Genomic DNA, 15,527 nt, shown 5'->3' with positions numbered 1-15,527 from the left:
GAGTTGGTCGCCACCATGCCGGTGCCGGCGCCCCCGCCTGCCCGCCCGAGGGCGACGCCGGCACCGGCATGGTGGCGACCAACTCCGTCGCCCCGCGCACCGGCAACGTCAGCGCCGGCACCAGCATCTTCGCCATGGTCGTCCTCGAGGGCCCGCTGGAGAGCGTGCACCACGAGCTCGACCTCGTCGCGACCCCCGCGGGCGATCTCGTCGCGATGGTCCACTGCAACAACGGAGCCAGCGAGCTCGCCGGCTGGGTCGGCCTGTTCTCGCGGTTCGCCGCCGCGTCCGGCGGCCCCTCCGACAGCGACGCCGTCTACGGCACCCTCTTCGCCGAGGCGCTCGAGGGCGAGGCGGACGCGGGCGGACTGCTCGCCTACAACCACCTCGCGGGCGAGCCGATCGCCGGCCTGGTCGAGGGCCGCCCGCTCGTCGTGCGCACCCCCGACTCGCGCCTCACGCTCGCCAACTTCATGCGCGCGCAGCTCTACGGCGTGTTCGGCACGCTCGCGCTGGGCATGCGCGTCCTCGCGGGCGAGGGCGTCCGGATCGACGAGATGTTCGCGCACGGAGGCATGTTCCGCACCGCCGGAGTCGCCCAGCGCTTCCTCGCCGGCGCACTCGACGCCCCCGTCTCGGTCGCCGCGACCGCGTCCGAGGGCGGCCCGTGGGGCATGGCCGTGCTCGCCGCCTACCGCCTGCAGAGCGGAGTCTCGCTCGACGCGTACCTGACGGATCAGGTCTTCGGCGACTCCGGCTTCGAGACCGTCGCCCCCGACGCGGACGACGTCGCCGGCTTCTCCGCCTACCTCGAGCGCTACCGCGCCGGCCTCGCCGTCGAGCAGACCGCCGTCGAGACCCTCACCGACCCGCAGAACCAGGGAGCCACCGCATGACCACCCAGAACCCCGCCGTCGAGGAGGCGATCGCCCGCGTCCGCGAGGACGTCGCGCGGCTGCACTCCGAGCTCGTCCGCTACGGCCTCGTCATCTGGACCGGCGGCAACATCTCGGGCCGCGTGCCCGGCGCCGACCTCTTCGTGATCAAGCCCAGCGGCGTCTCCTACGACGACCTCGCGCCCGAGAACATGATCCTCTGCGACCTCGACGGGAACGTCGTCCCCGGCACCCCCGGCAGCGACCGCAGCCCCTCCAGCGACACCGCGGCGCACGCCTATGTGTACCGCGAGATGCCCGAGGTCGGCGGGGTCGTGCACACGCACTCCACCTACGCGACCGCGTGGGCGGCCCGCGCCGAGTCGATCCCCTGCGTCATCACCGCGATGGCCGACGAGTTCGGCGGGGAGATCCCCATCGGCCCGTTCGCGATCATCGGCGACGACTCCATCGGCCGCGGCATCGTCGCGACCCTCAGCGGGCACCGCTCGCGCGCGGTCCTGATGCAGAACCACGGCGTCTTCACCATCGGCAAGGACGCGAAGGACGCCGTCAAGGCGGCCGTCATGGCCGAGGACGTCGCCCGCACCGTGCACCTCGCGCGCCAGGGCGGCGAGCTCGTCCCCATCCCGCAGGAGTCGATCGACGCCCTGTTCGACCGCTACCAGAACGTCTACGGACAGAACCCCACCGGAGCCATCGCATGAGCGTGTACCAGAGCATCATTCCCGACCTCGCCACCCGCACCGTCTGGTTCCTGACCGGCAGCCAGGACCTCTACGGCGAGGACACCCTCCGCCAGGTCGCCGAGCAGTCGCAGGCCGTCGTCGCGCAGCTGAACGAGGCGGGCGCGATCCCCGTGACCGTCGAGTGGAAGCCGGTGCTGAAGAGCTCCGACGCCATCCGCCGCACCATGATCGAGGCGAACTCCGACGACTCCGTCGTGGGCGTCATCACCTGGATGCACACCTTCAGCCCCTCGAAGATGTGGATCCACGGCTTCGACGCGCTCGCCAAGCCGCTGCTGCACTTCCACACCCAGGCGAACGTCGCCCTGCCGTGGCAGGACATCGACTTCGACTTCATGAACCTCAACCAGGCCGCGCACGGCGACCGCGAGCACGGCTACATCCTCAGCCGGATGAGCGTGCCCCGGAAGACGGTCGTCGGCCACGCGAGCGACGCCCGCGTCACCGAGGCCATCGGCACCTGGTCGCGCGCGGCCGCCGGCTGGTCCGCTTCGCAGAGCATGAAGGTCGCCCGCTTCGGCGACAACATGCGCAACGTCGCCGTCACCGAGGGCGACAAGACCGAGGCCGAGATCCGCCTCGGCGTCAGCGTCAACACCTGGGGTGTGAACGAGCTCGTCGAGCGCGTCGACGCCGCGACCTCCGAGCAGATCGACGCCCTCGTCGCCGAGTACCTCGAGAGCTACGACGTGGTTCCCGAGCTGCTCCCCGGCGGCGAGCGCCACGAGTCGCTCCGCTACGGCGCCGCGGTCGAGATCGGCCTGCGCTCGTTCCTGGAGGAGGGCGGCTTCGAGGCGTTCACCGACAGCTTCGAGGACCTCGGCGGGCTCCGCCAGCTCCCCGGCCTCGCCGTGCAGCGCCTCATGGCCGACGGCTACGGCTTCGGCGGAGAGGGCGACTGGAAGACGGCCGTCCTCATCCGCATCGCCGCCGTCATGGGCGCCGGCCTCCCCGGCGGCACCAGCCTGATGGAGGACTACACCTACGACATGACGCCCGGCGAGGAGCTCATCCTCGGCGCGCACATGCTCGAGGTGTCGCCGTCCCTGTCGTCGAAGCGCGCCTCGCTCGAGATCCACCCGCTGGGCATCGGCGGCCGCGAGGACCCGGTGCGCCTGGTCTTCACCGCCGACGCAGGTCCCGCCGTGGTGGTCGCCCTGAGCGACGTCCGCGAGCGCTTCCGCCTGGTCGCGAACAAGGTGCAGAACGTCGAGCCGCCGCAGACGCTGCCGCACCTGCCCGTCGGCCGCGCCGTCTGGCAGCCCGCCCCGGACTTCGGCACCAGCGCCGCCGCCTGGATCACCGCCGGTGCCGCGCACCACACGGTGATGACGACGCAGATCGGCCTGGAGGCGTGGGAGGACTTCGCCCGCATCGCCGGCGTCGAGCTCCTGGTGATCGACGAGTCGACCACCCTGCGCGGCTTCGAGGCCGACATCCGCTCGAACGCGGCGTACTACCGCCTCTCCCAGGGCCTGTAGATCCTGCGAGAACGGAACGGCCGGCTCCCTGCGGGGGCCGGCCGTCCCGTCGTTACCGGCAGGCCGCCCGGTCGGCGCGGGGGCCCGCCGCCGAGTCCGAGCCGGATCACGTCAGCAATCGAGGGCGGATCGCCCTCTCCGGCCCGTTCGGCGCCCGATACAGCATCCCGACCTCGGTTGCGGACGCGCTCGCGGCACGATGGAGGCCGGGGTGCCCGGACGGCCCTCCCGGGCGGTCGGTCCTCCCGGCCTCCGAGACGCAGGCGCGCCGGCGGGCGGTCAGTCGCGCGAGGTCGAGAACGCCGCGTCGAAGGCGTCGGCCGGCGGCGTGATCGCGTTGAGCCTCCGCACGAAGGCCAGGGCCTCCGGGGCGCCGTCGAGGCGGTCCATGCCGGCGTCCTCCCACTCGACGCTGGTCGGACCGGTGTAGCCGATCGCGTTGAGCGCGCGGAACACCGGCTCCCACGGGACGGCGCCGTGCCCGGTCGAGACGAAGGTCCAGCCGCGGCGTGGGTTCGCCCACGGCAGGTGCGAGCCGAGGACGCCGTTGCGGCCGTCGAGGTTGGTGACCGACTCCTTCACGTGCACGTGGAAGATGTGGTCGGCGAAGTCGAGCACGAACGCGACGCTGTCGAGCTGCTGCCAGACGAAGTGCGACGGGTCGAAGTTGAAGCCGAACGAGGCGCGGTGGCTGATCGCCTCGAGGGTCCGCTGGGCGGTCCAGTAGTCGTAGGCGATCTCGCTCGGGTGCACCTCGAGCGCGTAGCGGACGCCGACCTCCTCGAAGACGTCGAGGATCGGGTTCCAGCGGTCCGCGAAGTCCTGGTAGCCGGCGGCGATCCACTCGTCGGAGGCGGGCGGGAACATGGCCACGCCCTTCCAGATCGACGAGCCGGAGAAGCCGTTGACCTGCGTCACGCCGAGCGCGGCGGCGAAGCGGGCGGTGTCCTTGAGGTCCTGGGCGGCGCGCTGCCGGACGCCCTCGGGGTCGCCGTCGCCCCAGACGCGGTCGCTGAGGATGTCGCGGTGTCGCTCGTCGATCGGGTCGTCGCAGACCGCCTGGCCGGTGAGGTGGTTCGAGATCGCGAACACCTGCAGGCCGTTCGCGGCGAGCACGTCCTTCCGGCTCTGCACGTACTCCGCGTCGTCCCAGCGCGCCACGTCGATGTGGTCGCCCCAGCACGCGATCTCGAGGCCGTCGTAGCCCCACTCCCCCGCGAGGCGCGCCACCTCCTCGAACGGGAGGTCGGCCCACTGGCCGGTGAACAGGGTGATCGGTCGCGTCATCGCGGTGTCCTCACTCGAGTCGCCGCCCGGGTTGGCCCTCCGGGTGCCCTGGCGGCTAATTTGAAGTTCCACGCAACATATCAGGAGCACCCTGACGGAAGGAACGATCATCCGATCGATCGACCGCGCATCGTCGCGCGCCGCCCTCGCCACCGCCACTCCCGCCCCGACATGGGAGGACGGCCTTACCGTCGGCAGCGGCCGCGTCGGCGCCGTCGCGCACGGCCCCGCCGACTCCCTGACCGTCCCGCTCGCCCACGAGCGCTGGTTCCTCCCCGTCAATCCGCGCCCCGACGCACCCGACCTCGCCGGTGTCCGCGACGAGCTGCGCGGCGCCCTGCTGGCCGGCGACTCCGACACCGGCACGGCCCTGCTCGCCCGCGCTGCCCGCGACAGCGGCTACGACGGCGGCCTGATCTGGACCGACCCGCTCGGCCTCTGCGCGACCGTCTCGCTGCGCACCCCCGGCGGCGTCGCCTCGGCGATCCGCCTGATCGATCCGCTCGGCGGCGAGGCCGCGGTGGAGTGGACCGACGAGAACGGCGGCCGCCACGCCGTGCGCCTGCTCGCCCCGCACGGCGGCGAGGGCGTCCGGCTGGCTCTGGAGTCCTCCGCGGACACCGTCGTCACCGTCGAGCTCGCGCTCGGAGCCGGCGAGGCGACGTCGTTCGACACCGGCGTGCCCGACGCCTCGGCCGTGGTCTCGTCGCACGTCGAGGGCGGCTCCTCCGGGGTGCTCACCGCCGAGGCGGGCGAGGGTCCGACGGCGATCCGCGTCGTGACGCGGGCGACGAGCGGAGCGACGTGGCGCGTGGCCGGGGGCGCCGCCGTCTCGGACGTGGAGCTCTCCGCGGGGGTCGCCCGCGTGCTGCGGCTGGACGTCGCGATCGGCGCGGCTCCCGACGCCTCCGCCGACCTCTCGTGGGAGGAGCTGCGCGACGCCCAGCGCGAGGGGCACGGCCGGCTGGTCGGCGCCTCCGTGCTCGACCTCGACGGCGCCTTCGACGCGGAGCTGACCGAGGACCTGTGGGACGCCGCCCGTTCCGGCGACGCGGGCGCCCGCCGCCGCGTGGTCGAGCTGGCCTGGCTGAGCGGCCGGGCGAACATCGTCGCGTCCACCGGCGAGCTGCCGCCGACGCTGCAGGGCGTCTGGCAGGGGACCTGGCGGCCGGCGTGGTCGGCCGACTACACGCTGAACGGCAACGTCCAGAACGGCGCGATGGCGGGCATGATCCCGACCGGCACCCCCGAGCTCGTGCTCTCGCTGCTCGAGCTGGTCCTCCCGCACCTCGACGACTACCGCGACAACGCGCGCCTCGTCTACGGGGCCGAGGGGATGCTCCTCCCGTCGCGGATGTCGACCCACGGCCGCGCCGACCACTTCTCGGAGCACTACCCGCACCTCTTCTGGACCGGCTGCGGCGGCTGGGTGCTGCGCCTCGCCGCCGACGTGGTCGCCGCGACCGGCGACCGCTCGATCGTCGACGACCGCCTGTGGGAGCTGGCCGAGGGTGTCCTGCGCTTCGCCGAGACCGCGACGGTGGTCGTCGACGGGGTGCGGCGGATCGTCCCCTCCTACTCACCCGAGAACACCCCCGGCGGGGAGCGGGTGCCGACGGCGGTCGACGCGACGATGGACGTGGCGGTCCTCCGCGACGCGGCCCGCGCGACCGCGCTGCTCGGACGCGCCCGCGGCGACGACTCCCTCGACGCCCGCTGGTCGCAGGTGGTGGCCGACCTGCCCGGGTACCGCGTGGCCGAGGACGGCACGCTCGCCGAGTGGATCGATCCGCGCTGGGGCGAGGAGATCGCGCACCGGCACGCCTCGCAGCTGTACCCGCTCTGGTACGAGCCCGACGCGGCGGTCGCGGGCGACGAGCGCCTCCGGGCCGCGGCGCTGGCGACCGTGCGGGCGAAGATCGCGTGGCGGGCCGAGGCCCCCACCGCGCCCCCCGGCCGGATGGAGATGGCGTTCGGCCTCGTGCAGGTCGGCGTCGCCGCGGCGGTGCTCGGCGACACGGAGTCGGCGCTGGTGTGCGCGGAGTGGCTGGCGGTCGACCACTGGTCGCCGGCGCTGACGACCCGCCACGACGCGGGCCGCATCTTCAACCTCGACGCGAGCGGCGGGCTGCCGGGCCTGGTCGCGGCGATGCTGCTCGGATCGACGGCCGACTCGCTGACCGTGCTGCCGGCGCTGCCCGCGGCCTGGCCGCGCGGCTCCGTGACCGGGCTGCGCGCCCGCGGCGGGCTGATCGTGGACGAGCTCTCGTGGGAGCCGGGCCGCGCCGTCGCGACGGTCCGGCGGGTCGCCGGGGCGGAGTGGCTGGCGCCCGCTGCAGGGACGCGCGTCACGGCCGGCCGCGCGGCCGTCCTGCGCGTCGACGGCTCCGCCGTGCTCGACGGCCGCGTGGCCTTCGGCTCCGAGCCGGTGCGCCTCGAGCTGGAGTGGCCCGCCGGCTGAGCCGCTGCGCGTGCGGGCCCGCCGGGGCCGCGTCCTGCGCGCCCACCCTCAGCGCCCGCCCTCAGCGCCCACCGCGAGTATCCAGGAGTTGTCGCACTCGGCGCCCACTGCGACAACTCCTGGACAGTCGCGGCCCCCGGAGCCGCCGGCGCCGAGCGCGCGGCCGCGAGAGGGCAGAAGTCGTCGCACTCGGCGTCGAGTGCGACGACTCTTGAGTCGTCGCGGGAGCAGGGGCGGCGCGCTCGGCGTCGGACGGCGGGTTCAGGACCCCGGTGCCGCGTCGAGCTCTGTCTCGGAACGCGGAACGGGGCCCACCGCGGCCTCGCCGCGCCCGTCCGCCTCGCCGTCGGCGGCGAAGCGCCGCGACCGGAACAGCACCGCCACCACGCCCTCGATCACGGCCGCCGCCATGATGAGGATCGCGAACGGAACCAGCGACACCTCCGCGAATCCGCCCATCACCGGCATGACCAGCCCGGCCGCGGTGAAGCTCACCGTGCCGAGGACCGCCGTGACGCTCGCCGCCTCCCGCGACGGACCCTGCAGCGAGAGGAACTGCACGGCGGGCGCGCCCAGCGAGCGGCCGGCGAGCGCGAAGGTCAGGGCTCCCACGATCACCAGGAGCGGCTGGTCGCCGGAGAGCGACAGCACGATCAGCACGACCGAGCCCAGGGCGGTCACGATCGCGGAGGCGGTCATCGCCCAGCGGGCGCCGAAGCGCGGGATCAGCACGCGGCCCGTCGTCTGGCCGACGGCGATCGTGATCAGCGACGTGGCGAGGAAGAGCAGCCCGTAGCCGTCGGCGTTCACCCGGAACACGTTCGTGTAGAGGTACGGCGCCGTCGCCAGGTAGCCGAAGCCCACCGACCAGCCGGCGGCCGACGCTGCGGCGAGCGCCAGGATCCGCGGCCGGCGCAGCAGTCCGAAGGAGTTGCGGAGAGAGGGCAGCAGTCCGCCCTGGTGCCGCTTCTCGGGCGGGAGCGTCTCGGGCAGCACGAGCAGCGCGATCGCGGTCGCGACGGCTCCCCAGACCGCGACGACCAGGAAGGAGCCGCGCCAGTCGAGCACCTTGGTCAGCTGCGCGCCGAGCGAGGGCACCAGGATCGGGAAGACGCTCGTGATGACCGCCAGATTCGCGAGCATCGTCACCAGCCGCTTGCCGCTGTAGAGGTCGCGCACGATGGCGACGACCACCACTCCGGCCGCGGTGCAGGCCGCTCCCTGCACGAACCGCGCGGGCATCAGCACCGCGGTCTCGGTGGTGCTCGCCGCGACCAGGCTCGCCGCGATGTGCAGGCCCGCCGAGATCCCGAGCGGCCAGCGCCGGCCGACCGCGTCGCTGAGCGGCCCGGAGAAGAGCTGGCCGGCGGCGAAGCCGAAGGTGGCGCCGGTCACGACGAGCTGCGCCGAGGCGGCCGATATCTCGAGGTCGGCGCCGAGCGAGGGCAGGAACGGGAGGACGAGGTCGATGGTGAGCGGCCCGAAGCCGACCAGCATCGCGAAGATCGGGAGCAGGATGCGCGCCGAGGGGACGGCGCGGGCGGCAGTGGCGCGGGCGGCGGTGGCGCGGGCGGCGGTGGCGCGGGTCACGCGGATCGGCCGAGCTGGGTCATGGGGCTCCTGTTCATCGGCTCCGGCCCTCGCGGACCGGCGACGTCGTGTCCGGCCGGGTCGTGTCCGGCCGGGTCGCCTCCGGCCGGGTCGGATCCGGCAGGATCGGGAAGTACACGGAGAACCGCTCGTCCCCGATCTCGTGCACCGGGCGGAAGCGGATCGACGCGGACTGCCCGATCGTGCGGTACCCGCGCAGCCACTGCGTCCACTGCCGCTCGTTGTCCGGCGCCAGGAGGGAGGCGGCGTCGTCGAGGGAGCCGCGGAGCGCGACCTCGCGGTCGACCAGCCCGGCGAGCACCGTGGCGCCCTCGACGAAGGCGACCGTCCCCGGCTCGTCCGGGATCGGCACGGTCCGCAGCTCGAAGGGGAACGCGAAGTCCACACTCGTCGCTCCGCCCGGGTGCTCGATCACGAGCACGTCCTCGCCGCGGCCCACCCGCTCGGTGTCGCCGGCCACGTGCGGCTCGTCCGCGATCCACGCGGGGACCCGCACCTGCACCCGCAGAGCGGCACCCGAGACCTCGACGCGCACCCGGGTCGCGGTCGGCCGGCGCGTGTCGCCCGCCTCCCCCGCGTTCGCGTCCGGGCCCACGTAGCCGGCGTTGTCGAGCACCTCGACCCGCACGGCCGTCTCCGCGCCGTCGAGCGTCACGCGGGTGCTCGCGTCGACGTGCTGCGCGATCGTCACCCCCTCCTCGTCCGGGTAGAAGACCAGGTCGGAGTGGCGGGTGTGCGCCTGCACGAGCGTGCCGTGGCAGCACCAGAAGTCCTCGGTCGGCGTGCCCCAGTCCTTCGCCGCGCCGCCCTCGAGCGGCAGGAAGTAGGCGACCATCCCGGTCCGCGGGTGCTGCTGGGCGAGGATCCCGTTGACCAGGTTCCGCTCGATGTAGTCGGCGTAGGCGAGCTCGCCGGTCCAGCGGAGCAGCACGTCGGCCAGCCGGATCATGTTGTAGACCGTGCAGTGCTCCTGCGTCTTCTCGCCGCGGCGGGCGGCGAACTCGAACGGCGGCGTCCATATCTCGCCCGAGGTCTGCCCGCCGGTGCAGAAGGTGCCGCGGGCGGTGACCGCCTGGCGCCAGTACTCCTCCACGATCCGCCGCCAGCGCTCGTCGCCGGTGACCTCGTAGGCGCGCGCGGCGCCCAGCACCTCGGGGATCGTGGTGTTGGCGTGCATGTTGGTCAGCACGTCGCGCCCCTCGAGCAGCCCGTCGAAGAGGGAGCGGCGGTAGTAGCGCTCCAGCAGCTCGGAGTAGACCGGGTCGCCGGTGATCGCGAGCAGGTCGGCCCAGACCTCGAGCATCCCGCCCGTCTCGACCTCCATGATCCGCTGGAACGCGTCGTCGTCGAAGCCGCGCACCCACTCCAGGAGGGGCGCGGTCGCGTTCCGCGCGAGGCGGAGGGCCCGCTCGTCGCCGAGGTCGCGGTGCACGTCGACGAGGCCCATCAGCAGCTTGTGCATCGCGTACTGAGGCGCCCAGATCGGCCTGCCCTCGGCCAGGCGCCGGAGGAAGCGGGGCGGGATCGCCCAGATCCAGCCGTCGCCGTTCTCCTCCTGGCAGCGCTCCAGCCCGTCGAGGACCGCCTGCAGCTTCACGCCGAGGAGCGGATCCCCGGTGACCGCGGTCTCCCGCGCGGCGGCCGAGAGCCAGTGGCCGAGGAAGTGCCCGCGCAGCGCGCCGCCCGGCGTCTCCCAGCCCCAGTGCCGGGCCGCGCCGCGCGACTCCGGAGTGCCGAGCGAGGGCTTCAGGTGCCAGTCCTGGTCGCCGATGCCGGCCTCGAGGAGGAAGTTCTGCAGCAGGGCGTCGTCCTCGAGCGAGACGAGGTAGGCGCGGTTGAGCCGGCGCCGGGCGTCGAGGAGACCGCGCTCGAGGCGGGTGCCCTGGAGGGTGGGAGGGGTCGGCATTCGGGAGCTCCTCGTCGTTGATCGAGATCGATCTCTCACTGTACTCAGCCCGGGAGAGACGGTAGGAATGTCGTTATGAATCCGCCCCGGGTGATCCATGCCGTCGCCGCTGACGTCTCCGTCCTCCTCACCCAGACGGGAGGCGCGCTCCCCGTGCTGGCCCACTGGGGCCCGCTGCTCCGGGCGAGCGACGACGATCTGATGGAATACGCCGGAACCCCTGTCCGCACAGGGATTGACGGGGATTCAGACGTGCCCTACGAGCCCTCGGTCCTCCCCGAGCACTCCTTCGGCTGGTCGGGTCTCCCGGGCCTGCGGGTGCACCGCGGAGGCGCCGGATGGTCGCCCCGCCTCGTCGTCGCCGGCGTCTCGGTCGACGGGCGGGAGGTCCCGGAGGGGGCCGTCGTGCAGTGCGGCAGCGCGCTGATCACCGTGGAGGCGCGCGACGAGGAGGCGGGGATCGGGGTCGTTCTAGAGATCGATCTCTCACCCGCCGGACTGCTCAGGACCCGCGCGACCGTCCGCAGCACCGCCCCCGGTGTCCTCGAGGTGATCGGCGTCGACCCGGCACTGCGGATCCCGACCGAGGCCCGCGAGATCCTGGACTTCGCCGGCCGCTGGGGCACCGAGAAGATCCCGCAGCGCCACCCCGTCGTCATGGGCACCCACTCGCGCTCCTCCCGCCGCGGGCGCACCGGGCTCGACGCGACCACGGTCGTCGCGGTCGGCACCCCGGGCTTCGACGCCCGCTCCGGCCGGGTCTGGCTCTGCCACGTCGGCATCGGCGGCGACCACGAGCACGCCGTCGAGCGGACCGACGCCCACCTCGCGTTCCGGGGCGGCGAGCTGCTGCTCCCCGGCGAGGTCCGCCTGGCGACCGGCGAGAGCTACAGCTCCCCCTGGATCTACGGCAGCGTCGGCACCGGGCTCGACGACGCGGCCGCGCGGTACCACGCGTTCCTCCGCGCCCGCTCGCGCTCCTCCCTCCGCCCGCGCCCCGTCACGCTCAACGTGTGGGAGGCGGTCTACTTCGACCAGGACCTCGCCACGCTCAGCGAGCTCGCCGACCGTGCGGCCGCTCTCGGCGTCGAGCGGTACGTGCTCGACGACGGCTGGTTCCTCGGCCGCTCGGACGACCGCGCCGGCCTCGGCGACTGGACGGCCGACCCCGGGAAGTGGCCCGACGGGCTCTCCCCGCTCGCCGACCACGTGCGCGGCCTCGGCATGGAGTTCGGCCTCTGGGTCGAGCCCGAGATGATCAACGAGGACTCCGACCTCGCGCGCGCCCACCCCGACTGGATCCTGCGCGCCCGCGCCTCCGAGCTCCCCGCCCGCTGGCGCTTCCAGCAGGTGCTCGACCTCACGAACCCCGACGCCTTCGCGCACATCCTCGAGGCCCTCGACACCCTGATCCGCGACCTCGACGTGGCCTACCTGAAGTGGGACCACAACCGCGACCTGATCGATGCCGGCCACCCCGCCTCCGGAGCGCCCGCCGTGCACGAGCAGACCCTCGCGGGCTACCGGCTGATGGACGAGCTGCGCGCCCGGCACCCCGCGCTCGAGATCGAGAGCTGCGCCTCGGGCGGCGGACGGGTCGACCTCGGGATCCTGGAGCGCACCGACCGCGTGCACACCTCCGACAACCACGACCCGCTCGACCGCACCCGGATGCTCCGCTGGACCGGCCTGCTCGTGCCGCCGGAGATGCTGGGCTCCCACGTCGCCTCGGAGGTCTCCTCCGTCACCGGCCGCACCAGCGACCTGCACACCCGCTGCGCCACCGCGTTCCTCGGCCACTTCGGCGTGGAGTGGGACCTGCGCGAGCTGAGCGAGGGCGACTCCGCCGTGCTCGGCCGCTGGATCGCCGCCTACCGCGAGCACCGGGAGCTGATCGCGACCGGCCGCGTGGTCGGCGACGGCGACTTCGACCCCGACTCGCCGACGCTGCGCGGTGTGGTCGCGCCCGACGGCTCCGAGGCGCTCTACACGCTGATGACGCCCGTCCTCTCCCCCGACACCCGCCACCGGATGCGCCTCCCGGGCCTCCTGCCCGAGGCGCGCTACCGCATCGAGGCGGCGCGCCCCGAGTCGCTCGGCCCCTGGTGGCTCAGCCCGCGCTGGCTGGAGGCGACCGTGCCGCTGGACAGCGCGGAGGAGGCGCCCTCCTACTCCGGCAGCCTGCTGCTCGAGGCGGGCCTCGACCTGCTCGCGTTCCACCCCGACCGGGTGGTCGTGCTGCGGCTCGTCCGCGTCGCCTGACGCGACCCCGCACCCGACCACCCCCGACCACCCCCGAGAACACTGGAGTCCTCCGTGCTCAGCACCGTCACCGTCGACCTCGACCGCCCCGGCGCCACCATCAGCCGCCACCTCTACGGCCACTTCGCCGAGCACCTCGGCCGGTGCATCTACGACGGCTTCTGGGTCGGCGAGGACTCGCCCGTCCCGAACGAGGGCGGGATCCGCCTGGACGTCGTCGAGGCCCTCCGCGCGCTCGACATCCCCAACCTCCGCTGGCCCGGCGGCTGCTTCGCCGACCGCTACCACTGGACCAACGGCATCGGCCCCCGCGAGGAGCGGCCCGGCCTGATCAACACGCAGTGGGGCGGAGTCGCGGAGGACAACTCCTTCGGCACCCACGAGTTCATGGCGCTCTGCGAGCTGCTCGGCGCCGACGCCTACATCTCCGGCAACATCGGCTCCGGCACGGTGCAGGAGATGGCGGACTGGGCCGAGTACCTCACCGGCGCGGGGAAGTCGCCGATGGCCGACCTGCGCCGCTCCCACGGCCGGGAGGAGCCGTGGACCGTCCGCTTCTGGGGGCTCGGCAACGAGACCTGGGGCTGCGGCGGCAACATGCGCGCCGGCGCCTACGCCGACCTGGCGCGGCAGTTCGGGACCTTCGTGCAGAGCGGCAACGACACTCCGCTCTACCGCGTGGCCGCCGGAGCCGACGGCGCCGACACCCACTGGACGCAGACGCTGATGGAGGTGATCCCCGAGATCGAGGGGCACCCCTTCTCCTCCGTGCCGTGGGAGTCGGTCTCGGTGCACTACTACACGATCGGCGGCAGCTGGCACGCGAAAGGCAGCGCGACCGACTTCGACGCCGACACCTACTGGAGCACGATCGCGGCCGCGCAGGGGATCGAGGAGCTGCTCCGCTCGCACGCCGCGGTGATGGACGTCCACGACCCCGAGAAGAAGTACGGGATGGTGCTCGACGAGTGGGGCACCTGGTGGGACGTGGAGCCGGGGACCCACCCGGGCTTCCTCTTCCAGCAGAACACCGTCCGCGACGCGATGGTCGCGGCCTGGCACTTCGACGTCTTCCACGGCTTCGCGGACCGCCTGACGATGGCGAACATCGCGCAGACGGTGAACGTGCTGCAGGCGATGCTGCTGACCGACCCGGACGGCGGCGAGATGGTCCGCACGCCGACGTACCACGTGTTCGAGATGAACAAGGGGCACCACGACGCGACGGTGCTGCCGACCACGGTCGCCGGCCCGACGCACGCGGTCGACGGCCGAGAGATCCCCGTCTCCTCCGCCTCCGCCTCCACGAAGGACGGTCGCGTCCTGGTCTCGCTGACCAACGTCGACCTGCAGGAGCCGCTCGAGATCGCCCTCGACTTCCGCGGCGGGACCGTGACCGGCGCGACCGGCCGCCTCCTGACCGCCGACCGGCCCGACGCGCACAACCGCCCCGGTGCCGCCGACGAGGTGAGCCCCGTGACCCTCGAGGGCGTCGAGACCACGGCGACAGGCCTCCGCGTCACGCTGCCCCCGCACTCCTTCGCGACCGTGACGCTGGAGCTCGCGTGATCGCCGCGCGCACGGAGGCCGCCCGCCGCCCGCCGATGGGCTGGAACAGCTGGGACTGCTTCGGCACCTCGGTGACGGAGGAGGAGGTGCTCGCGAACGCCGAGTACCTCGCCGAGCACCTCCTGCCGCACGGCTGGGACACGGTCGTCGTCGACATCCAGTGGTACGAGCCCGACCCCGGCACGAGCGACTACCAGGACGTCTCGGAGCCGGTGCTCGACGACTGGGGCCGCCCGCAGCCCGCTGTCGGCCGCTTCCCGTCCGCGGCGACGGGCGGATTCACGGCGCTGGCCGCGCGCGTGCACGCTCTCGGCCTCCGCTTCGGCGTGCACCTGATGCGGGGCGTCCCCCGGCGGGCGGCCGAGCTCGGCCTGCCGGTGCTCGGGTCGGAGGCGACCTGCGCCGACATCGCCGACCGCGGCGACGTCTGCCCGTGGAACCCCGACGACTACGGCGTCGACATGAGCGTGCCCGGCGCGCAGCAGTACTACGACTCCGTGATGGCGCAGCTGGCCTCGTGGGGCGTCGACTTCGTGAAGCTCGACGACGTGCTCTACCCGCCGATCCAGGCGGAGGAGATCGCCGCGATCTCCCGCGCGATCGACGCGACCGGCCGGCCGATGGTGCTGAGCCTCTCCCCCGGCAAGCAGCTCTCTCTGGAGAACCTCGACCTGCTGCGCTCGAGCGCGCAGATGTGGCGGATCTCGGACGACTTCTGGGACGACTGGGCGCACCTGCACGAGCAGTTCCAGCGGGCCGCGCGCTGGGCTCCGCACCAGCGCCCCGGCGCCTGGGCCGACGCCGACATGCTGCCGCTCGGGCGGATCGGGGTGCGCGCCCACGTGGGCGAGGACCGGCTCTCGCGGTTCACGCCCGCGGAGCAGCGGACGCTCGTGACGCTGTGGTGCCTGCTCCGCTCGCCGCTGATGATGGGCGGGCACCTCCCGGACACGCCCGCCGACACCCTGGCGCTGCTGACGAACGGCGACGTCCTCGCGCTGCTCGGCAGCGACGGCAGCCGCGAGATCGTCCGCGACGGCGACCTGGTGGTGTGGTCGGCGTGGCGCGGCGACGAGCAGTGGCGCGGAGTGTTCTGGCTGGGCGCGTCCGCGCGGTCCTACTCCGCCCACCTGGCCGACCTGGGCTGCTCCGGCGCGACCTCGGCCGTCGACGTGTGGAGCGGCGCCGAGCTGCCGATCATCGGCGGCGCCGTCGAGCTCGAGCTCGAGCCGCACGGCTGCCGCCTGCTGCGCCTGGCCTGACACGCGGGCGCCGGCCGGGCGGGCGGGCGCCCGCGTGTCAGGC

The 15,527-nt window shown here is 73.6% G+C and carries 10 protein-coding genes; 7 read left to right on the top strand and 3 right to left on the bottom strand.

Annotated features, from left to right (window positions below):
• The 3 genes from C5D08_RS16260 to araA form a co-directional block, all read left to right on the top strand.
• Positions 1-896 (top strand): FGGY-family carbohydrate kinase (locus C5D08_RS16260; RefSeq protein ID WP_258067442.1); only part of this gene is annotated, 896 nt, incomplete at its 5' end.
• Complete coding sequence (locus C5D08_RS16255; protein WP_104238447.1) at positions 893-1,603, top strand: L-ribulose-5-phosphate 4-epimerase; 711 nt, start codon at positions 893-895, stop codon at positions 1,601-1,603. The genes C5D08_RS16260 and C5D08_RS16255, both read left to right, overlap by 4 nt.
• Entirely contained in the window at positions 1,600-3,126 is a 1,527-nt protein-coding gene (gene araA / locus C5D08_RS16250; RefSeq protein ID WP_104277902.1) for an L-arabinose isomerase, read from the top strand. Before C5D08_RS16255 ends, araA begins: the two co-directional genes overlap by 4 nt.
• A 279-nt stretch (positions 3,127-3,405) precedes the next feature.
• On the opposite strand, the gene C5D08_RS16245 is transcribed toward araA, so the two are convergent.
• Positions 3,406-4,413 (bottom strand): sugar phosphate isomerase/epimerase, encoded by a 1,008-nt coding sequence (locus C5D08_RS16245; protein WP_104277901.1) that lies wholly within the window; start codon positions 4,411-4,413, stop codon positions 3,406-3,408.
• A gap of 79 nt (positions 4,414-4,492) precedes the next feature.
• Here C5D08_RS16245 and C5D08_RS16240 point away from each other — a divergent pair, with 79 nt between their 5' ends.
• Positions 4,493-6,874, top strand: coding sequence for a glycoside hydrolase family 95-like protein (locus tag C5D08_RS16240; protein WP_374953960.1), 2,382 nt, complete (start codon positions 4,493-4,495; stop codon positions 6,872-6,874).
• A gap of 261 nt (positions 6,875-7,135) precedes the next feature.
• Here C5D08_RS16240 and C5D08_RS16235 read toward each other — a convergent pair whose 3' ends face one another.
• Complete coding sequence (locus C5D08_RS16235; RefSeq protein ID WP_104277899.1) at positions 7,136-8,464, bottom strand: MFS transporter; 1,329 nt, start codon at positions 8,462-8,464, stop codon at positions 7,136-7,138.
• Positions 8,465-8,498: 34 nt separating this feature from the next.
• On the bottom strand, positions 8,499-10,391 hold the full coding sequence (locus tag C5D08_RS16230) for a beta-L-arabinofuranosidase domain-containing protein (RefSeq protein WP_181110263.1): 1,893 nt from the start codon (positions 10,389-10,391) through the stop codon (positions 8,499-8,501).
• Between the two features lie 75 nt (positions 10,392-10,466).
• Here C5D08_RS16230 and C5D08_RS16225 point away from each other — a divergent pair, with 75 nt between their 5' ends.
• From C5D08_RS16225 to C5D08_RS16215, 3 genes are read left to right on the top strand one after another with little or no spacing between them, the layout of a single operon-like run.
• Entirely contained in the window at positions 10,467-12,653 is a 2,187-nt protein-coding gene (locus C5D08_RS16225) for an alpha-galactosidase (RefSeq protein ID WP_104277897.1), read from the top strand.
• 54 nt (positions 12,654-12,707) lie between these two features.
• Positions 12,708-14,222 (top strand): alpha-N-arabinofuranosidase, encoded by a 1,515-nt coding sequence (locus tag C5D08_RS16220; RefSeq protein WP_219815192.1) that lies wholly within the window; start codon positions 12,708-12,710, stop codon positions 14,220-14,222.
• Entirely contained in the window at positions 14,219-15,484 is a 1,266-nt protein-coding gene (locus C5D08_RS16215) for a glycoside hydrolase family 27 protein (RefSeq protein WP_258067441.1), read from the top strand. The genes C5D08_RS16220 and C5D08_RS16215 overlap by 4 nt, the downstream gene beginning before the upstream one ends.
• Positions 15,485-15,527 lie beyond the last annotated feature (43 nt).

It is taken from the genome of Rathayibacter sp. AY1B6 (assembly GCF_002932755.1).
Classification (GTDB): Bacteria; Actinomycetota; Actinomycetes; order Actinomycetales; family Microbacteriaceae; genus Rathayibacter.
This window is presented reverse-complemented; position numbering and strand designations above follow the sequence as displayed.

Excerpts from the sequence above, each read along its gene's own strand:
- C5D08_RS16255 (WP_104238447.1), top strand. The coding sequence starts at position 893 with ATGACCACCCAGAACCCCGCCGTCGAGGAGGCGATCGCCCGCGTCCGC.
- C5D08_RS16230 (WP_181110263.1), bottom strand. The coding sequence starts at position 10,391 with ATGCCGACCCCTCCCACCCTCCAGGGCACCCGCCTCGAGCGCGGTCTC.
- araA (WP_104277902.1), top strand. The coding sequence starts at position 1,600 with ATGAGCGTGTACCAGAGCATCATTCCCGACCTCGCCACCCGCACCGTC.
- C5D08_RS16245 (WP_104277901.1), bottom strand. The coding sequence starts at position 4,413 with ATGACGCGACCGATCACCCTGTTCACCGGCCAGTGGGCCGACCTCCCG.
- C5D08_RS16225 (WP_104277897.1), top strand. The coding sequence starts at position 10,467 with ATGAATCCGCCCCGGGTGATCCATGCCGTCGCCGCTGACGTCTCCGTC.